11 protein-coding genes, 2 pseudogenes and 2 CRISPR repeat arrays (1 of these 15 cut by a window edge) are annotated in these 20,684 nt (G+C 54.5%); of the genes and pseudogenes, 11 read left to right on the top strand and 2 right to left on the bottom strand.

Annotated features, from left to right (window positions below; all coding sequences use genetic code 11):
* Positions 1 to 45: 45 nt before the first annotated feature.
* Together CHINAEXTREME_RS20775 and CHINAEXTREME_RS20770 are read right to left on the bottom strand one after the other, a co-directional pair.
* On the bottom strand, positions 46 to 888 hold the full coding sequence (locus tag CHINAEXTREME_RS20775) for an ABC transporter permease (protein WP_007143048.1): 843 nt from the start codon (positions 886 to 888) through the stop codon (positions 46 to 48).
* A complete protein-coding gene (locus tag CHINAEXTREME_RS20770) occupies positions 885 to 1,817 on the bottom strand; it encodes an ABC transporter ATP-binding protein (protein WP_029601771.1) in 933 nt (310 codons plus the stop codon). The genes CHINAEXTREME_RS20775 and CHINAEXTREME_RS20770 overlap by 4 nt, the downstream gene beginning before the upstream one ends.
* 1,264 nt (positions 1,818 to 3,081) lie before the next feature.
* Between CHINAEXTREME_RS20770 and CHINAEXTREME_RS20750 the strand changes: the two genes are divergently transcribed.
* From CHINAEXTREME_RS20750 to cas2, 11 genes and pseudogenes are all read left to right on the top strand, one after another.
* A complete protein-coding gene (locus CHINAEXTREME_RS20750; protein ID WP_007143045.1) occupies positions 3,082 to 3,933 on the top strand; it encodes a DUF4097 family beta strand repeat-containing protein in 852 nt (283 codons plus the stop codon).
* A 304-nt stretch (positions 3,934 to 4,237) separates the two neighbouring features.
* Positions 4,238 to 5,349 (top strand): annotated as a pseudogene (locus CHINAEXTREME_RS20745) (ISH3 family transposase); the annotation flags it as partial.
* A gap of 63 nt (positions 5,350 to 5,412) precedes the next feature.
* Positions 5,413 to 5,855 (top strand): annotated as a pseudogene (locus CHINAEXTREME_RS20740) (IS1/IS1595 family N-terminal zinc-binding domain-containing protein).
* 106 nt (positions 5,856 to 5,961) lie between these two features.
* Positions 5,962 to 9,532: direct repeats of the CRISPR family, unit length 30 nt; unit sequence GTTTCAGACGAACCCTTGTGGGATTGAAGC.
* Positions 9,533 to 9,644: 112 nt separating this feature from the next.
* A complete protein-coding gene (locus CHINAEXTREME_RS20735; RefSeq protein ID WP_007143043.1) occupies positions 9,645 to 10,466 on the top strand; it encodes a CRISPR-associated endoribonuclease Cas6 in 822 nt (273 codons plus the stop codon).
* Complete coding sequence (gene cas8b, locus CHINAEXTREME_RS20730) at positions 10,463 to 12,598, top strand: type I-B CRISPR-associated protein Cas8b/Csh1 (RefSeq protein ID WP_238593416.1); 2,136 nt, start codon at positions 10,463 to 10,465, stop codon at positions 12,596 to 12,598. Before CHINAEXTREME_RS20735 ends, cas8b begins: the two co-directional genes overlap by 4 nt.
* Before the next feature lie 20 nt (positions 12,599 to 12,618).
* Positions 12,619 to 13,644 (top strand): type I-B CRISPR-associated protein Cas7/Csh2, encoded by a 1,026-nt coding sequence (cas7b, locus tag CHINAEXTREME_RS20725; protein WP_007143041.1) that lies wholly within the window; start codon positions 12,619 to 12,621, stop codon positions 13,642 to 13,644.
* A gap of 21 nt (positions 13,645 to 13,665) precedes the next feature.
* The gene (gene cas5b / locus CHINAEXTREME_RS20720) at positions 13,666 to 14,466 is read left to right on the top strand and encodes a type I-B CRISPR-associated protein Cas5b (RefSeq protein WP_007143040.1); all 801 of its coding nucleotides are present in this window, start codon (positions 13,666 to 13,668) and stop codon (positions 14,464 to 14,466) included.
* Between the two features lie 14 nt (positions 14,467 to 14,480).
* Entirely contained in the window at positions 14,481 to 17,309 is a 2,829-nt protein-coding gene (locus tag CHINAEXTREME_RS20715) for a CRISPR-associated endonuclease Cas3'' (protein ID WP_076738796.1), read from the top strand.
* 108 nt (positions 17,310 to 17,417) lie between these two features.
* Positions 17,418 to 17,966, top strand: a complete 549-nt coding sequence (cas4, locus tag CHINAEXTREME_RS20710) for a CRISPR-associated protein Cas4 (RefSeq protein WP_007143038.1) — start codon at positions 17,418 to 17,420, stop codon at positions 17,964 to 17,966.
* 2 nt (positions 17,967 to 17,968) lie between these two features.
* On the top strand, positions 17,969 to 18,964 hold the full coding sequence (gene cas1b / locus CHINAEXTREME_RS20705; RefSeq protein ID WP_007143037.1) for a type I-B CRISPR-associated endonuclease Cas1b: 996 nt from the start codon (positions 17,969 to 17,971) through the stop codon (positions 18,962 to 18,964).
* On the top strand, positions 18,930 to 19,226 hold the full coding sequence (gene cas2 / locus CHINAEXTREME_RS20700) for a CRISPR-associated endonuclease Cas2 (protein WP_238593415.1): 297 nt from the start codon (positions 18,930 to 18,932) through the stop codon (positions 19,224 to 19,226). Before cas1b ends, cas2 begins: the two co-directional genes overlap by 35 nt.
* Positions 19,227 to 19,353: 127 nt before the next feature.
* Positions 19,354 to 20,684: direct repeats of the CRISPR family, unit length 30 nt; unit sequence GTTTCAGACGAACCCTTGTGGGATTGAAGC; it runs 200 nt beyond the window's last position.

The raw sequence follows: 20,684 nt of genomic DNA, 5'->3' as shown, positions 1-20,684 counted from the left end.
ACCGCTCGAGCGGGTAACGATCAGCGGCGGGGCGCGTTTCGTTTTTCACACGGAATCGGCGCTCCGGAACCGAAGGTAGCCGATGCTGAGCGGCACCACCAGCCAGACGAGCAGCAGGACGAGCATGAACCAATCCTGGAGGTACACCGGATGGCCGTCGGTGTAGTGTCCCGCGTAAATCTCCGGATTGTCGTCCCTGATTCCGAGTGCGAGGCCGTTGGTGGCGATGATGTACGTAAACGACGGACTGAGGTGCAAGACGAAATCGTACAGTTGCGGTGCGGGATCGAGTCCAAGGACGGTTTCCACGAGGTAGGCGAAACTGGCCTGCGGAGTGAGCTGGGGGACAGCCCACAGGATACCGCCGCCCAGGTAAATCCCCAACATCGCGGCGAGCGCCCGTCCGCGGGCGGCACACATCGCCGAAACGCCGACGCTGATCCCAATCCAAATGACCGTAAAGTACAGCGTCAAAAGTGCAAAACCGGCGTACTCGAGCATCGGAAAGCTACCGTGCCAGACCCGAAGGACGACCGCGCTGACGGTGAGGAGGATCGAAACCGCGACTATCGCGATCACTGTTCGTCCGATAACCTTGCCGGCGAACACCTCCAGCCGCGTGTTCGGAAGTCCGAGCAAGTATTTGATGCTCCCCGACTCCCGTTCACCGGTGATCGCGGGATAACCGATCGCCAGGATCATGAGTGGTAAGAAAAACGAGAGGATTCCGACGAGACTGGAAAGAGCCGCCGTGTCGGGCGCCGTTCGTCCCTGCCCGCTCACGAGTATGAAACCGAGGAAGACCGCGAATCCCCCAACTGCCCCCCACAACGCTTTCGACCGTCGGACGTCCCGAAACTCCCTTCGAGCGATGACGACCCAGTTCATGATTCCACCTCCCGTGCGCGCCGATTGCCGTCCATATACGCGGTAAAGAGATCCTCTAACGAGGCTTCGTCGACCGAAAAGTCGTCAACGGTGATGCCGTCGTTCTCGAGGGCCGCCAAGACGCTCGCCTTTTCGCCGCGGTCGACCGACGCACAGAAACGGTCGTCGTCCTTCCAGACATCGGAAACGGCCTCATGGGCTGCTAGCACGTCGAGAGGGTCGCAGTCGGCGTTTCCGACTACGATCGAGAGCGTCGTTTCGGGTGCTGCGACGGCACGGAGTTCATCGATCGTGTCGACGGCTACCAATTGGCCGTCGTTGAGGATCCCGATGCGGTCACAGAGCTCCTCGACCTCGGACAGGATGTGGCTCGAAAAGAACACGGTGGCTCCGGCCGCCGCTCGCTCTCGGAGTAACTCTCGCATTTCGGAGATGCCCGTCGGATCGAGTCCCGACGAGGGTTCGTCGAGGATCAGCACGTCCGGGTCGCCGACCAGGGCCATCCCCAGCCGGAGTCGTTGGGTCATCCCCTTCGAAAACTCGCCTACTTTTCGATCTGCAGCCGGCACGAGGCCGATATCTGCGAGGAGTTCGTCGATATCTTCCTCGACACCCTTACAGTCGGCGACGAACTCGAGGTGCTCGCGCGCAGTTAATCGAGCGTACGGGGGCACACCTTCGGGAAGGATTCCGACTCGTTTCCGTACTCGAACGGATCGTGCGCTCACCTCGCGCCCGAGCAGGTACGCTTCGCCCGATGTCGGTGTGAGAAAGCCAAGTAAGAGATCGATAGTCGTCGACTTTCCCGCCCCGTTCGGACCCAAAAATCCGAATATTTCCCCCCGTTCGACCTCGAAACTCACGTTCTCGACTGCGACTATCGATCGTCCAAACCGTTTCGTCAGTCCGTCTGTTCTAATCGCGGGCATCGTTACTATTGATGGTAGTGGTCTTAATATTATGATCGTGTCTATCGTATACTGTCTATAATCGGCTTCCTATTTCCAAACCTGACTTTCATTATTGTTAATATTCTATCGTGTAATAAAATTGGTTGAATTTGGGAGGGTCGCAGCGGCTCTTAATTGCATTCTCCGCCGCACGTCTCGCAGTCGCAACTAAGCGAACAGAGACACGAGCCGGTACAATCCAGCGTCGCGATTCCGGCCTTCTTGGTCCAGTTTTCGAACTGGTCGTCGAAAATCGCCTTCAGTTCGCTGTCTCGCTGCTTGTGCGCCATTCCGAAGGATGCCTGCTGAGTAGACATCGGCCGATAGTTGTACGATAATTAACTTTAGTTTTTCTATAATTATTCTCAATACACATGTAGCTGGTACTGCGAACGCAAAGCGCGACGGATTTAAAAATGGATTAGGGCTCTCGATGGCGGTGCGGTTCAGTCAGCACTCGCCGCCGCACGTCTCGCAGTCACAACTAAGTGAACAGAGACACGAGCCGGTACAATCCAGCGATGCGATTCCGGCTTTCTTGGTCCAGTTTTCGAACTGATCGTCGAAGATCACCTTCAGTTCGCTGTCTCGCTGCTTGTGCGCCATTCCGAAGGATGCCTGCTGAGTAGACATCAGCCGATAGTTGTACGATAATTAACTTTAATTTTTCTACCATTATGCGACCGCAGTTTCGCACGGTTCCGCTGTCAGGTCTGAAACGTCAACAGCCGGCGGTTCGCCGGCGGAAGGATCGGTCGCGCTCGTCGGGTCTATCTTCGGTCGAAGCGGGGCCGACGGGCTCCAGAGCGACGCTCCGATCGCTAGCCGGTACACTCGTTGCAGGACGGTTCGCAGTCACAATCAAACACCGTACAGAGACACGATCCGGTACAGCCGTTCGAGATAATCGGCCCCGCCTCTTTCGAGGGGAATGCTCCGAATCGCTCGTCGAATATCGCTCGTAGCGCATCGTCGCGTTCGTTGTACGTCATACCGAACGAGGACTGTATTCCTGACATCGATCAAACGTTAGTATCACAATACTTTATTCGTTTCTATCATCAGTAATCGAACGAACAGGAGCGGCGGACCGAGTGTGTGCTGGCGGAGCGATCCGTCGGCAGGTGCGGGAACAGTTCCGAGTGAAGTTGTTTCAGTTACTGTCACCGGACTTTTGTTGTCTGACTATAAAGTTATTTGACCGAGGGCGTCTACTGTTAGCCTACGAAGGTGATCTCCCCGTATGAATTTCGATATCACTCGTCGACGAGCCGTTATTGCAGGTGCTGCCGTCTCAGTCGGCGGACTCGCGATCGGCGGGATCGCGTCCCGGCAACTGGCTGACGAGAAAAGCGAGGAACACACGACGGAAACGTTCAACGAAACCTATGATGCCGCCGAAATCGACATAGCTACTGACGTTGGTTCCGTTTCGGTAATCGGTGCTGACCGCGAAACGGTCGAACTCGAAGTCGAACAGTCCGGTTCGGTACGTTCTCTAGACCGGACGACGTTAACGGTTGACGGGAGTACCAACACCCTTGATGTGACGGTCGACTACGAGCAAACGATCACGGAGCGACTCGGGCTGACGCCCGACTCCAGACCGGACTCCGAAATCGTACTTACTGTGCCACACGAACTCGAGCGGGCGGTACTCGAGACGGTAAACGGGGCTATCGACGCGCGGGATATCGAAGCGACCGTAACCGCGAGTACTACCAACGGAACGATCGACGTGGATAGCTCGAATATCGCGGGTCTCAACTCTACGAACGGTGATATCGACGCCGTCGTCGAGGCCCTCGCTGCTGAGACAGTGATCGAGACGACGAACGGCGACGTCGCTCTCGAGACGGACGAACTCGACGGCGACGTGACATTCGAGTCGACGAACGGAGAGATCGACTGCACGCTCGGTGATGCCGTCGATACGACCGTCACCGTCTCGACGACCAACGGCGAGATCGAGTTCGAGAGCGACCGGGCGAGCGTCGCAACCCGAACCGACGAGGAACTCGAAGCGGTTATCGGCGAGGGGACAAACGATTTGCACTTTGAGACGACCAACGGAGATATTACGATCGTCGACTGAGATCCGCTACAGGGGCGTCATTGGTCCAGCAATTGTCCCCGGTCAGATTTTCCAACCGACTGAAGCATGGTTCGAGTCGGCTCTATTCACGGAACTGTTCGGGATTTCCGTCCAGTCATCCCCAGATATCCGACCTGCGTTCGAGCCGTTCAGTGCGCAGTGATCACCGACGACAGTGCTTCATGCTCTGACACAAATTCGCTAGTTGTCCACTCTGGCTAAGCGGCCAGTTGGCTAACACGTAGTGATGAGGGAAGCGGGTGAATCAGAAATCTGATTCATCCGCTGTCCGGATCCGCACCTGATGAACATTCCAAAACTCAAGCAGGTACTTACTGATCCAGACGAGTTCATTTCGAACCGGCAACTCAAGGCTCTTTCTCTGGAGCTGCTCCTGTTGATTCCGATGCCGGGGATCGAGGGTTCGCCCCTCGATCCCGGCGATATCATGGAAGTCGTTCTTCGAGCCGCTGCTGGGACAACCTCTGTCAACGGCGTCACGACCAACACAGAGGAAACGCCCAATAGAGAGCCCGTCATGGATTGGCTCCACACGATCCAGAAAGACCCGATGCTAGACTCCGTCAACGATATTCTCGCTACGCTGGCGATGACGGTTCTCGACCGCCACAGGTCGAGAACCGTCTGCATCGACTTCATGGACAACCCGTTCCACGGAACTCCCAGCAGTGACGGCGAGACCAGACGGATGGCTGCTCGGGACGGGACTACCCAGTGTCATCGTTACTGCACAGCGTTCGTGATTGCGCAGGGAAAGCCGCTGACACTCGCGGTTGAACCGGTTGCTGGCGAAGATAGCAAGGCCGACGCGGTCGAGCGCCTGCTCGCCCGCGTCGAGACGTATCCATTCGAGATCGACCGCATTCTCATGGATCGAGACGCCTACGTTGGGAAGCTGATTGGCGTCCTTCGGGAGAGTGCACCGCCAGTCTTCCCGGTCAAGACCGGGAAGGCGTCGATCCGAAAGAAGCTCTCCGTAACAGCGTCATACATGACCGAGGAGACGATTTGTGAGGGGAAAGAGCACGAACAGACGTTTCCGATGGCAGTGAACGTTACCTACCAGAACGGTGACCGTGGAAAGTCTGGCGTGAAGGCGACCGGATACGCGGCGTACGGTCTGAAAGACCGGACGCCGGCGCAGGTTGCGACGATCTACAACAAGCGATCACGGATCGAAAAGAGCTACGAGAAGTTCCGTGAGGCGCGTGCAGTGACGACAACACCGTCAACGACGATTCGTCTCTTCTACGTGGGGGTCGGCTTCTTGTTAGAGCAGTTGTGGCTGGTCTTACAGTGGCCGTGCTCGCCCGGCCACGCCGTGGCGGGCGAGCACTCCCCGTTGAGTTCACGTTCGGAGATGCGTTTCTCCACGGGGTCGTCCGGGAGTTAAACCGCGATCCGCTCATCCCGACCAGTCGTAACTTCCAGTAGCGAGGAGTTCGTTGGTTGCTGTTGATGGACAGGGACTCGGTAGAAGTGTTCCTTCCCAATCCGGACGACTGCTACGAGCGACTCCGTCGCGCCCGATTCGGCGCGACGGTGTCGTGTGTCTACTGCGGGGAGAGCAACCCAGTCATCAAGAAGGGGACGACGGGGAAAGGCGCTCAACAGTACCGTTGCAAGGGGTGTGAGACATATTTCAACGACCTCACGAATTCGGTCTTCGAGCATCGGAAGTTCCCCATCGAGGAGATGTTCTACATGATCAAGGAGATGCGATCTGTGCCGACGACACAGATCGCGGCGAGACCCGCCATAGCTTCCTTCGCCAGTGGCTGGCGAAGTTCAGAGGTGTCTCGAAGCATCATCTTCAGGGCTATCTCAACTTTCTCGGCCTCTTGCTGAACGATGACACCGACTGGTTCAGCAAAATCCTGAGTTACGAGTCATCGGGATGAGCGAATTTCCATCGACCCCTCGGGGGTAGAAGGGGAATTGAGGGTCGATGGAAATGACTTTGTGAGACCGCCCGTATTATCCGCTTATCCGCCGGAATGTTGGCGGGTTTCAGACGAACCCTTGTGGGATTGAAGCTGGTACGAGCGCTTCGAGGCCGACGGCGAGCACGGTTTCAGACGAACCCTTGTGGGATTGAAGCACCTAAAAGGGGCAGGGTGGGGTGGGGCAGTCACCGTTTCAGACGAACCCTTGTGGGATTGAAGCGGCTTCGAGCAGGAGTTCCTCGGTGAGCTCGTCGTGTTTCAGACGAACCCTTGTGGGATTGAAGCACGCGCCGCGGAAATCGACCGTGTTACCGTCGTTGGGTTTCAGACGAACCCTTGTGGGATTGAAGCTCGCTCGAGGAGTTGCGCGACGGCGGTCGGGAGATCCGTTTCAGACGAACCCTTGTGGGATTGAAGCGATCTCGAGCCGGGAACGCTCGAGTTGGTCGCGGAGTTTCAGACGAACCCTTGTGGGATTGAAGCTCAAAGAACTCCCCTAACACACTATCATACTATCGTTTCAGACGAACCCTTGTGGGATTGAAGCACCGTTACGGCCGTCTCTACGTCCGCAGGTGGAAACGTTTCAGACGAACCCTTGTGGGATTGAAGCTACTCTTGCCTTGGTGAGACGGCCCTAACGAACGGGGTTTCAGACGAACCCTTGTGGGATTGAAGCTGTCAGTGTCGAAGCGATTAAGCCCAGCCCAGTCAGCGTTTCAGACGAACCCTTGTGGGATTGAAGCTCAATCACCTCGTAACCTCGTGCACAAGCGCGCGGGTTTCAGACGAACCCTTGTGGGATTGAAGCTCGGTGTACGCCGCCTTTCCGGTGAAACCCTCCAGTTTCAGACGAACCCTTGTGGGATTGAAGCGAAATAGAAACGTCGGTTAGCGACTACTAATCAGTGTTTCAGACGAACCCTTGTGGGATTGAAGCTGGATCAGTGCCGGCGATGCAACGAGGCGAAGGTCCGTTTCAGACGAACCCTTGTGGGATTGAAGCGAGAACCGTGAGGGCGTCTCGTGGCGAGTCTATGAGAGTTTCAGACGAACCCTTGTGGGATTGAAGCGGACTCCGAGGGACTGACCATCGGGTCGTCGCGATGGTTTCAGACGAACCCTTGTGGGATTGAAGCTGGGTCTGCCTGCCGCTCTCCCTCCGGAACGCAGGTTTCAGACGAACCCTTGTGGGATTGAAGCGGCGTCACGGACCTCGCGAGTACACTGCTTTTCCTCGTTTCAGACGAACCCTTGTGGGATTGAAGCGAACCGTACCAGTGCGAGATGTGGGGCCGCGTGATGGTTTCAGACGAACCCTTGTGGGATTGAAGCCTGCCGTGCGAGTCGACCGCGAAGTCGAGGGAAGCGGTTTCAGACGAACCCTTGTGGGATTGAAGCGGCCGTTCGGGTAGGACCCTCGTGTATGAAACGACGTTTCAGACGAACCCTTGTGGGATTGAAGCTGCCCCCACTCGTCGGTGAACCGCTGGTAGACGTCGTTTCAGACGAACCCTTGTGGGATTGAAGCGGGACGTCGGCTTGCTCGAGGCGCTGCTGGAGAGTTTCAGACGAACCCTTGTGGGATTGAAGCTCTGACCCGCGCGGGATTGGGGGTCCACTCTGACCACCGTTTCAGACGAACCCTTGTGGGATTGAAGCTTGAGCTCGAGGCCGCCGGTGCCGCCCTCGTCGCGGTTTCAGACGAACCCTTGTGGGATTGAAGCGGACTTAACGGTAGTCCCACGGACGAACCGGACGGTTTCAGACGAACCCTTGTGGGATTGAAGCGCACCGAAGGCTGGCGACTGGGGCGTGTACGAGAGTGGTTTCAGACGAACCCTTGTGGGATTGAAGCACAGGCGCGGCTAGGGGACGTTTCCGAAGGCACTCGAGTTTCAGACGAACCCTTGTGGGATTGAAGCAGCCCGCGGTCGACCTTCTCAACGAGGTCGTCGTCGGTTTCAGACGAACCCTTGTGGGATTGAAGCCACTACTCGGATTGCATCGTCAAATGCGAGTGTGGTGTTTCAGACGAACCCTTGTGGGATTGAAGCTCGCTGCCGACCTGCGTGACGAGGTGTTCAGTCCCGTCGTTTCAGACGAACCCTTGTGGGATTGAAGCACGCAGACGGATAGCTAACCGATCAACCACGCACGAGTTTCAGACGAACCCTTGTGGGATTGAAGCGAAGGACGACCTCTCGGTCACCGTCGACGAAGGCATTTCAGACGAACCCTTGTGGGATTGAAGCAACCTGACGTCGTCGACGTCGGTCGCGAGGTCGTTTCAGACGAACCCTTGTGGGATTGAAGCGCAACCGAACCGATCGACTCGAGTGATAGTCGTCGGGTTTCAGACGAACCCTTGTGGGATTGAAGCTGAGCGAAACTGGCTACGAGGATTCGGGGCTCTATCGGTTTCAGACGAACCCTTGTGGGATTGAAGCAACGTCAGTAAGACGTACGCGAGCGACCGCACGGGTGTTTCAGACGAACCCTTGTGGGATTGAAGCGCGGGGTGGTCGCCGTGACGCCGTCAGACGTGACTTGTTTCAGACGAACCCTTGTGGGATTGAAGCACGTTCGATCAATTCCTTAGAGGGACGAAGGTGAGTGTTTCAGACGAACCCTTGTGGGATTGAAGCAATTCCCGCTGATGATGTTATAACCAACATCCGAGTTTCAGACGAACCCTTGTGGGATTGAAGCGCATGAGCGACGAGAACATCGACGATATCGACACGGTTTCAGACGAACCCTTGTGGGATTGAAGCTTGCCTCGATCGACCTGCTCCACGAGGCCGTGGTCGGTTTCAGACGAACCCTTGTGGGATTGAAGCAACCTGAGCGAAGACGTTGACGAAGGAACGATCAAGGTTTCAGACGAACCCTTGTGGGATTGAAGCTCCGGTTTCGAAGGACGGACCATCGAACGGGGCTCGTTTCAGACGAACCCTTGTGGGATTGAAGCGGCGACGAACCGGAGGACACGCTTGTCGGCATCATGTTTCAGACGAACCCTTGTGGGATTGAAGCTCGTGATTCGGGTCCAGGCCGGCTGCCTCGAGTGCGGTTTCAGACGAACCCTTGTGGGATTGAAGCATGTTCGTGCACGACGAGTCGGAGTGCAACGCCAAGAGTTTCAGACGAACCCTTGTGGGATTGAAGCGTCTATGAAGGCTATTCTATAGAGGAAACGTATAGGTTTCAGACGAACCCTTGTGGGATTGAAGCAGCCTCGAGCGGGCGATCGACAAAGACCTCGTCGGTTTCAGACGAACCCTTGTGGGATTGAAGCGGCGAGTGGCCACAGGAGGTCTACCGGCTGTACGTCGTTTCAGACGAACCCTTGTGGGATTGAAGCATGTTCGTGCACGACGAGTCGGAGTGCAACGCCAAGAGTTTCAGACGAACCCTTGTGGGATTGAAGCGAGTGGCCGGTCCACATCACCACCTGGTCAGGGACCGTTTCAGACGAACCCTTGTGGGATTGAAGCGAGTTCTTCCTCGGGGACAAGGTCGAACGGCCGCTGTTTCAGACGAACCCTTGTGGGATTGAAGCCTCGCGGTCGCCGGTATCAGCGCCACCTCGAGAATAGGTTTCAGACGAACCCTTGTGGGATTGAAATGCAGTCGCGGCGATGAAATCGATTCCAACCTCGGCCCAATAGTTTCATATGTTAGTAATTTAGTGATATCAACGTGGCATTAAACAGTAGGAATAATCAGGTGGTCTGACGGATGCGTATCGAACTCGCACTGGATGCGGTCGCGGATGCAGCCTACGATACTGCTGCACATCACAAAATCCGGGGCCGCATTTGGCGTGCACTCGAGAACACGGATGAATACGCTGAGGTCCATGACACACACCATGGGGTCGGCTTTTCGTTCTCGAATATCTTTCCGTGGGGCCCAATTGAAGAGGGTGATCGTCGGTATATCCGAATCGCTTCCCCGCGTCGCGACCTCTTGGATGAACTCATTGCCCATTTTAGCCGGAACCGTGAGTTCGAGGTCGGGCAGATGCGTTTTGAAGTGGCGGATATCACCGGCCATGCACCCCAAGTTGGTGAAGCAGGCTCGACTGGCCGTATGGATACTGGGACGGGCGTATTCTGTGCACTCACCCGCCAGCTAGCGGAAGAACATGGGTTGGATACCACGGAAATAGAGTCCGGCGAGTCAGAGACCAAGCTCTTCTGGAGACCAAAGCACGGAATGGAACCCCTCCAAGCGACAATCCGCCGATCGCTCCAGCGAACTCACGAGCAATTTGGTGATGAATACTACGATGGTCCGACTGAAGTAGACGAACCCCTGTTTAACCAAATCGAGCCGATCAAAGACGACGTCACATACTCGATTCACTTCCAACCGGCCACAGCTGTTGATCGGACAGTCATCCTCTCGAAGTGGCGGCTTGGCTATCGAGTCCGGGACGAAACACATCGGTATCACCTAAATCTAGCGCTAGATGCAGGGATCGGACAACGTCGTGAACACGGGTTTGGGTTCCTCAACCTCCGGGAACAGAATCCACCACGGGCAGATACATCATGAGTGATAATCCAACCCCCGGAGATTTCCAAGCGGCTCTCGACGAATATTGGCATGATCGTCCGCCCGCGAGTCTCGAGGACGTCATGGCCCTGTATGGAGTCCTCGCGGTAGTCGAAAGCGGCGGGGGCCTCTATACGACGCCCAGTAAGCTTGAGCCGTTCATAGACGATGGTCGTCTCGTGACGATCTCGATAGACCTAACTGAGGATTCACCAGCAGTGGTCGGTCTGGACCAAGATGTACTCCGTGAGGAAGACGTTCCTAAGCTTGGTTACTCGCACAAATCCTCTGGGCGTGGTGCCAAGTACAGCCTGACGCAGATCGGCTCAAAGAACGGTAATGACGCAGAGGGCGTCAGCAGTACAATCTTGGGACGAATCCGCTCGTGGACTGAACAGGACAGTGTCCAGAGCCTTACTGGCGAGAATGGGCATCCTGATGGGTGGCTCATCGAAACGCTCGCAGAGGTCTTTGAGAAAGACTCGAAAACGCTTGAAGCCCTGGAAGAGAATATTATCGACCTCCTGCCGGCTGATGAGTCCCTTCCCTACGTAATGACAATTCGGCTCAAACTCGATTCTAGGGACGTTGAGTCAGCAAACGCAACCAACCAGCAGTGGTTCTATCCTGCTGAAATCGGTGTTCTCGAAGAGGCCATGAAGCGATATGCAACCGCCAATGCCGCCGACAAAAACATCGACAAAGGCTCCTCTGAGGGACAAGGCGTAGGCGTGGTCACTGGCGAAGAGGGCCGTGTCGTTGGGACACCGGAGAGCCCACTGGGTGTCTTTTCTGTGAAACACCCTGATGCACAGCCGGGTCTTCTCCAGACTGAATCTTGGCGGCACTATCCAGTCAGCGATGACGTGGCCATGCTGTTCGCCAAGGGACAGGATCTGATCGAGCGCTGTGTCTATCGAAATGGCGGAATGGAAACATATGCGCTCCCGTACTTCGCCGGTGAAATGACTGGAGAGAAGGCCCATGCCCTCTACCTGGCTATCGCTTCTGTAGATGCTGATCGTGAGGTTGACGAGTCTGCTGATCCACCGATGTCCCAGGTTACATTCCACCTCACCGAGAACGAGGACGAAGCCATTCGGGAACTGGCTGAGCAAGAACTCCGGTTCTATACCGTTTCGATGCCGATTAGCGATGATAAGAACGTTGTCGCTGAAGAACCAGCGGCATCGATCTACTGGCCAAACGTCCTTTCAGAGGCGTTCCGGGAAACGGTCGAAGGTCCGACACTGGATCTATCGAAGGGTGGCTTCCAGGCGTTCGATAAGTGGCCACTGCTGACCCTTGACGGGACAGATACAATGCAGAAACGTCGGTTGGCGTTCATGCGGATTACGAATCACGAGTTTACGGACGCTGTGTTCGCCTATCGAGATGACGAAGAAGGTGATGACTTCCGTCGTATTGTCGATCATCGACTCCTCTCGGGAACACCAATCAACGTGAAGGTACTATTCGAAGAGTATCTGCAGCGGTATGCCGATGCTGCAGAGGACGGTGAGCTTCCACCACACCAGATCGTTGTCCAGCAGCTCGTTCACCTCGAGACACTCTCACGAGCGGGGCTGCTGGAGGGAATCGATACGCCAATCGAACCAACAGAGACCATGACTTCAGAACCCATCGACACGAGCGATATCGCAGCGATACGCGAACAACGCCTCGAGGCCTTCCTCGAACGGCCACTGTTCGACGAGACAACGCGGAAAGCAGCTGCCCTTGCAGGTGTTCTTGTTGGGCAGATTAGCTGGCACCAAGATTCAGTTCGTGGTGTCGGCCGTCCACTTGATGCCGGGACGAAGGGCGATCAGCTCACGAAACATGGGCTAGAGAATGCACTCACAACTGCACTAGAGAAGGCAAAAGTCTACGCCCAAGACTCTGACCGGTCGTTTGACCGCGACTTGCTCTTCCCAGAAACCGTCGACCAACTGCTGGAAGAAACTGAGGCACTCCCTACGGAGTGGGATATCGATAAGCGTGAACTCCAGTTCTGCTATGTGCTGGGCCATGCACATGGTCGACGGTCGATGCCGGTTGCCTTCGAAATGTACGACGGCGATGAGACGGAGAGTCCTGAGGCCGCCACTGTAGAATCAACTGCCAACTAAACTCATCCACCTGAATACCAATGACGACACCAAATCGTTCCGAACTGCTGTTCGTTTACGACGCACAGGACTGCAACCCCAATGGCAACCCGATCGGCGACAATCGCCCTCGACGTGATCCGGATACCGGTCAGGGGATTATCACTGACGTTCGACTCAAGCGTTACCTTCGAGATCAGCTGCTTGATGACGGATACGATATCTACGTCAAGAAAGTCGACGGCGAATCAAAGACCAGGACGACTCTGATCAAGGATGTCCTGAATATGGTCGGTGATGCTGAAGAGATCGAGGAAGTCGAAGATCTCGGGACTGACTTCCTACAGGCCGCAACTGACGTTCGGTACTTTGGAGCAACTCTCAGCTTCGAGGCTAGTGATGATGAGGAAGACGAAGCTTTCCGAGAAGGGCTGAATAGTGCACTGCCGAATCACTATCAGGGCCCAGTCCAGTTCCTCCCTTCGAAGTCCCTGAACGAGGTCGAAGTCAACGAAGAGTACGACTCGCTCACGAGCGTCATCTCGACCGGAGAAGAGAACCGACAGGGCGGCTTCGATCTGGACGATAAGCGGATCAAGTACGGCATCTTCCCGTTCTGGGGGCTCGTCGACAACAATGGGGCCGAAACAACGCAGTTGAGCCAAGAAGACGTCGAACGGCTCGACACACTCTGTTGGCGGGCGCTGAAGAATCAGACGACATCTCGCTCCAAGCTAGGCCAGGAACCACGGCTCTATCTCCGTGTTGAGTACGAGGAGGGGAACTATCACGTCGGTGGCCTTCATGAGATGCTCGAACTCGGGGAGGAGAGCGCTGAGTCGCTCCGCTCGGTGCGTGATGTGGTCGTAGATGCGACGGACCTAGTGGCCGCACTCGAGTCCGTAAGTGACCGTATCAAGACGATCCATACTGTCGGCGACGACCGTCTCACCATCAAGATTGATGGCGAGACGATACAAGGCGATGCATTCGCTGACTACCTCGAGTCGGACGGACACCATGTCCACCGGATCGATGTGATCGAAGAACGAGATCTCGTGGCCTGAATACTGGACGTGAGTCAGCAGATGTCACCACAGATCGACGACGATGGGGTCCCTGATCGCTGCCTGTCGTTCACCGTTAGGTCCACCTGGGGTCATTTCAAGCGCGTTGGCCGAAGCGTTACCAAGCAAACGTACCGGGTCCCACCACGGACGACCGTCGCAGGTATGCTGGCAGCCATCGTTGGCGCCGAGCGAAATTCATACTACGATGTCTTCGGCGCTGATAATGCTGCCATCGCAATTACACCGCTGTCCGACATCCGGACCGTAAACATCCCAACGGTCGGCCTCGGAACTGATCCCGGGCAAGATGTAACGACGACTGTCGGAAACTACTACAGTGAGTACAACCTCACCTACCAAGATACGACCAAAGATCGGCAACTCCACGCATACGAGGTGCTGGCCGATCCAGCGTATCGAATCGATGTAGCACTGGAGGACGAAGCGTTCTATGACGAGCTTCGAGACCATCTCGAGAGTGGGACCGCTGTTTATCCACCTAGTTTAGGGAAATCAGAATACCTCGCAACGATTGAGGATATCGAGATCGATCGCCCCCCGAGTAGAGTAGATACTGACGGCGTCGTCGAGATAGATTCTGTCGTTCCTGGATCGCTCTCGGATGCCATCCCACAAGGCGGTGTAACCTACGGTACCGAACGGTCTCCGGCCGTAATGGAACGGGTTGATGGCGGTCGACGAACAACGAGATTCGACGACTACGTTTACACGAATCAAGCCGATGATGTGGTCCAGATCCGGGCTGATGCAGATCCCGTTCCTGTTTCGGTTGGATCACGAACCGTCGTATTCCGCTGATCTGACCCCCATTTATGCGGCTTCCACTCATTTCACACCCGGCCCGAGACGAAGAGACGAACACCTACGCTGATGCCCACCTCACTGACCAAGGGGATCTTCGACTCACTGCCCACGCTCAGGTCGTAGCGGATCGAGCAGTCCAGTTGTTCGGAGAGAGTGATGATACGGCGGAATACCTCCGTGCAGCTGCTGTGCTACACGACTTCGGCAAAGCTACTCCACAGTTCCAGGCTTATGTGCGTCCTGACGAAACGGTCGACTGTCCCGACGAGGAAACGACACATGCCCGCCTTGGGGCGTTAGCAACATGGTACGTGCTGGGCGAGCTAGATGCACCTGATCGTGACCGTCTTGCAGCCACTCTCGCGGTTGCTCGGCACCACCAAGCCCTTCCTAACGCTGCCCAGTATACTGCCGAACCGTTGGCCCGTGCGTTCGAAGAACAAGACGGCGTGATCCAGGCCCAACTGGACGCCATCGACGAGAAATGGCCTGAAGCAGCGTTGGAACTACTCTCAGAAACACAGCTATCTGATGCCGAGTGGGAGTCCTTCTATTCGTGGGCCGTCACCGGCAATGTGGCCTCGGAGCTACGAGAGATAAGTGCACAGCAAACGCTCGGTGGCTATACCCCAGATTCAGGGGCACTTCCCAGAAAGCTCTATGACCGGACTCTTCGGTACTGGTCGGCCATCACGTTAGCAGATAAGAGCCATGCGATGGACATTCCTGAGGACTGGTTATTCGATCTGGATACTCTGGACCGTGAAACCATCGAGAACTACATTAGGGATATCCGGGACGACCCCTCAGAAAGTGAGTTAGAAGCCCGGTTGAACGATGAACGTGAGCGTGCTCGACGACAGGCTATTCGAGGCGTACACGAGTGGGTGCACAACGGTGACTCGCAGATCGCGACGCTCACTCTTCCGACGGGGCTGGGGAAGACATTCACCGGCTTGTCAGCGGCTTTTGAGGCTCGGAATCTCCTTACCGCTGATGATGGTTCCACACCGAGGCCAATCATCTATGCACTCCCCTATACGAGTATCATCGAACAGACACGGGAACTCTTCGAGGATCCAGATCTCTGGGGTGCTGATCCAAAGCGATCAGCTCTGACAGTCCATCATTATCTCAGTGAAACCGTTGTTCATCGCGACGAGTACGCGAACAAGGACACAACAGTGACCGATGACGATGAGACTGCTGAACTACTCGGGGAGGCGTGGCGCGATGGGACGATTCTGACGACATTCGTCCAACTCTTTGAGAGTCTCACTGGCCCGACAAACAGGCAAGGATTGAAGCTTTCAGCACTCAACTCGAGCCTTATCATCTTAGACGAACCCCAGGCACTACCAAAGGATTGGTGGGATGGAGTCGAGCGACTGCTGGGGGTCCTCACCGACGAATTCGATGCTCGAGTCATCGCCATGACCGCAACTCAGCCTAGTTTGGTTCGTAATCTGCAGACGGAATCACTGTTGACAGCTGGACAGAACCACAACCTCACTACTTGTCCAGCATGTCGAGAAGGGCCCGCTTACGAGGTGACTCTGCCGCCGGCTCCCCGTGACGAGTACTTTGCAGAAGCTGAGCGCGTTCGGTACACGATTGACCCAACGGCATTAAGTCGTCAAATCGGGGTTTCTGAGACTCATGTTGGATATGATACGGCTGCCAATCGGATTCTCGAAGCCACTGGCGCCGGTGGATCGACCCTAGCAGTGTGCAACACGATTAGCAGCTCGAGAGAACTCACAGATGAGCTTCAAAATCGTCCTGGTGTCGCCCACTTGGGCAGCGAAATTGAGTCCGTACTAGAAGAGACTGGCGTGAATGCGATCAATCCAGACCTCACACCGAAGCAAGTCGTCAATGAGGTGGTGGGACGCCTCAGTCTCGATAGTGGAATTTCCCCGAGAGACGATCTGGCTACCCCAAATCAAACACAGGAATCAACTAACGACCCTACGGCATACCTGCTCACGTTGAATTCTCGGTATCGGCCGTTCGACAGACGGATCCTGATCGAACTCGCCGACCGCTTTTCGACCGGTGAGACGCCGTTCATCCTCGTATCAACCCAGGCTATCGAAGCAGGTGTTGATCTCAGTTTCGAGACCGTCTTTCGAGATCTCGCTCCATTAGATAGTATCGTTCAGGCTGCGGGCCGATGTAATCGGTCGTATGAATGGGGACAGAACGGCGGTCGAGTAATCGTCTGGATGTTGGCTGATCCAGACGAGGAAACGCCACACGATCCTTCGAAGAAACCGCCCGCCTATTACGTCTACGAACGGGGGGCAACCGATGCTGGCGTCCCAGATCATCTCAGGATTATCTCTAGGGTGCTCAGCGAAATTCCGAATCCCGATGATGTGGCTGACGTGACGCTGTCTCGAGACGCCGTAACTGCATATTTTGACGCGCTTGACAGCAGATCGCTCTGGAGCGGTGAACTCCGAGACGCCATTGATACGGCTAAAGCTCGTTGGCTCGGTCGCCAATCCTTGATCAGTGGGGCCCAAACGTTAGACGTCTTAGTCGCACTCACAGATGCTGAAAGAGCAGAAATTGAGCAGATGTCTAATCTTCTCATGAATGGTGATCCTGATGGCTATGCTCGACTTCAAAACGCGTCTGCTCTTCGGGTCTCTCTTCCAAAATCCATTATCGAAGAATCACCACGACTCTCTAGAATCGACCATCAAGAGCGCGATAGTGATGGTGTTCAGGTCTTCCGATACTCTGGAGATGGCGATCTCGAGTATGGCTTCGCTGCAGGAGGATTGGAGCAAGCAACTGAATCGGTATCAAATCGATTTACGCTTTAATATACTCAATTTCCTCTGTGGGTAGAGCAAGTAATAAGTATTAGAAAGTGAATATCATATCAGGTAATAATTGATGGCCTTGAACTCAAATTGTCATTTTATCTTCTCATGACAAGTGAATTAGCTGAAAAATACGCTAGGGATGAACGACAACCTGAGAGGGAACCAGAAGTCAGGATTACGGGCTTGATGGTCCAGTATTACCATGTTTGTAAACGCGAACTCTGGTTTATGTCTCGAGGAATCGATATTGACCGTGAAACTACCAACATCCAACGTGGAACACATATAGACGAAACTAGTTACCAAAATGAACGCCATTCCTTTATGATCAACAATCGGATTCAATTAGATGTCCTCGGCTCAGGAGATATAATGGAAGTCAAAGCATCCTCAAGATTAGAAGAACCAGCCCGCATGCAGTTATTATTTTATCTATGGTTTTTACAGGAAATATATGGCATCGAAAAAGATGGTATCTTAGCATATCCCACAGAACGGAAACGAGAAACGATCACACTCAACTCTTCAACCATAGAAAAGGTTGAATCGACTATCACTGGAATTCTGAAGGTAGTGGATCTGGATACTCCCCCAGAATTGGAGAAGAAAGCATACTGCGACTCTTGTCTGTACCAAGATATTTGTTGGATGTGACTATGACAAAACCAAATCACCATATTTTCGCTGATGGAGAGTTATCGCGGAATGAAGGGACACTACGGATCGATACATTAGACGGGGAGACAGAATACCTCCCCATTGAATCCATTGATACATTGTATTTGCACGGACAGATCGATTTCAATACGCGTGCACTTGGTCTGTTGAATGAGCACAACGTACCTCTACACATATTTGGATGGAAAGACTACTATCGTGGTTCCTACCTCCCGAAACGAGGACAGGTGTCGGGGAATACCGTCGTTGAACAAGTTCGAGCATATGATAATCTAGACCGGCGACTTCAGATCGGTCAGACCATTATCGAAGCTAGTATCCACAATATGCGAGCGAATCTCCGATATTACAATGACCGACAAGGCAATTTCTCAACTGAACTTGAGGATCTCGAGGAATTGAAAAATTCTGCTGCTGGGACAACAGATATTAACGAACTTCGTTCGGTCGAAGGACGTGCCCGAAAGACCTACTACGGATGTTTTGACCGGATTCTTCGTAGCCCATTTACGCTAACTCAGCGAAAATATAATCCTCCTACAAATGAAGCAAATGCAGTAATATCGTTCCTGAATGGAATGGTATATACTACCAGTGTTTCGGCCATTCGGAAGACAGCGCTCGATCCGACGGTGGGTTTTGTTCATGAACCTGGAGAACGCCGATTCACACTCTCCCTCGACATTGCAGACATATTCAAGCCGATTCTAGCTGATCGGCTACTATTCCGGTTAGTCAATCGAAAACAATTGTCTATTGATGACTTTGAAGAAGAACTCGAGGGCTGTCTGTTAGATGAAAAGGGACGAATGACCGTCCTTGAAGAGTTTGAGGAAACTCTTGATAAGACTATTGATCACCCTCGTTTGAATAGAAAGGTAAGTTTCAAAACGCTGGTCCAGACTGATGTTTACAGTCTGAAAAAGCATGTATTAACGGATGAACCTTACCACGCAACTGAACGGTGGTGGTGAAATGCACGTAATAGTTGTCTATGATGTCTCTAGCGACCGAACTCATATCTTTCGAAAATTATTGCGGCGAAGGTTGGAGCATGTTCAGCAGTCGGTATTCTTTGGAGAACTTACGGAAGGACAGGTCACATCAATGAAAAATGAAATTGAAGAGAAACTAGTACCGGAAGATTCAGTGGTTGTTTTTGAGTCAACGAGCCCTGCTGCTTTTGATTTTACCACGTTCGGTGCGAGTCAAGAACCAGGCAGTCGGTTCACCTGATGGAAATTAGCTTGTAGTACATGCAAATTCCATCGACCCCCTGGGGGTAGAAGGGGAATTGAGGGTCGATGGAAATGACTTTGTGAAATCGCCCGTATTATTCGCTCGTCCACCAGAATGTCGGTGGGTTTCAGACGAACCCTTGTGGGATTGAAGCTCGCCATTAGGCGGTCACCTCCTCGTCGTCGGGAGTTTCAGACGAACCCTTGTGGGATTGAAGCTCGTTGTGCGTCGGATGGATGACGGCGACGGCCTGTTTCAGACGAACCCTTGTGGGATTGAAGCGACGCCGATCCTTGTCTCGTGCTCATGTGCCTGTGTTTCAGACGAACCCTTGTGGGATTGAAGCCTCGAAGACGGCGCGCACGTCCTGATTTCGGGGGCGGGTTTCAGACGAACCCTTGTGGGATTGAAGCCCCTCTTCGACGATGCGTGCGCTCAGTTGGCCGTGCGTTTCAGACGAACCCTTGTGGGATTGAAGCGCACGCCGGTCGTAGTGCGCGTTCGACTCCATGAACGTTTCAGACGAACCCTTGTGGGATTGAAGCTCGGAAGTAGCGTACTGGATGCGCCAGATTGTCGTTGTTTCAGACGAACCCTTGTGGGATTGAAGCGTTCTCTCCCACTGCGCGGTCGACACCAGGGGCGGTTTCAGACGAACCCTTGTGGGATTGAAGCACGTCTCCGCCGGGGTAAGTCGGATTGAACGTTTTGTTTCAGACGAACCCTTGTGGGATTGAAGCATCGACGACGATGAACACTCGCAGATAGATCCGCGTGTTTCAGACGAACCCTTGTGGGATTGAAGCGAGCCCGCGCACGGCCTCGCCACCCTCGACGCCTGCGTTTCAGACGAACCCTTGTGGGATTGAAGCGCGCAAGTCCCCCGGCACCCGTCGGGGCGTGCTCGTTTCAGACGAACCCTTGTGGGATTGAAGCGTCGACGACGGCGACGGGCCGGGAGAGTCGGAGCAGTTTCAGACGAACCCTTGTGGGATTGAAGCAGTTCGACGCCGATGTACTGGGCGACCAACAGCGCGCGTTTCAGACGAACCCTTGTGGGATTGAAGCTCGAGTACGCCGTACACGGCGGATGGAGAACGGCGTTTCAGACGAACCCTTGTGGGATTGAAGCGACCTTTACCTCTACGACTCCGGAGCCCCCGAGCAGGGTTTCAGACGAACCCTTGTGGGATTGAAGCGAGCCGCGAAGCGACGGCGGCTGGATCCTGATCGTTTCAGACGAACCCTTGTGGGATTGAAGCCCTGACGAGGCCCCGCTCGAGGAACTCCCCGAGACCTGTTTCAGACGAACCCTTGTGGGATTGAAGTACCTCGATCGACGTCCACTCCAGCGGAACCTCCGCGTTTCAGACGAACCCTTGTGGGATTGAAGCTCGGCCCCCTGGAACCTCGTTTTCGTGAGTAATTGTTTCAGACGAACCCTTGTGGGATTGA

Source organism: Halobiforma lacisalsi AJ5 (genome assembly GCF_000226975.2).
GTDB lineage: Archaea > Halobacteriota > Halobacteria > Halobacteriales > Natrialbaceae > Natronobacterium > Natronobacterium lacisalsi.
This window is presented reverse-complemented; position numbering and strand designations above follow the sequence as displayed.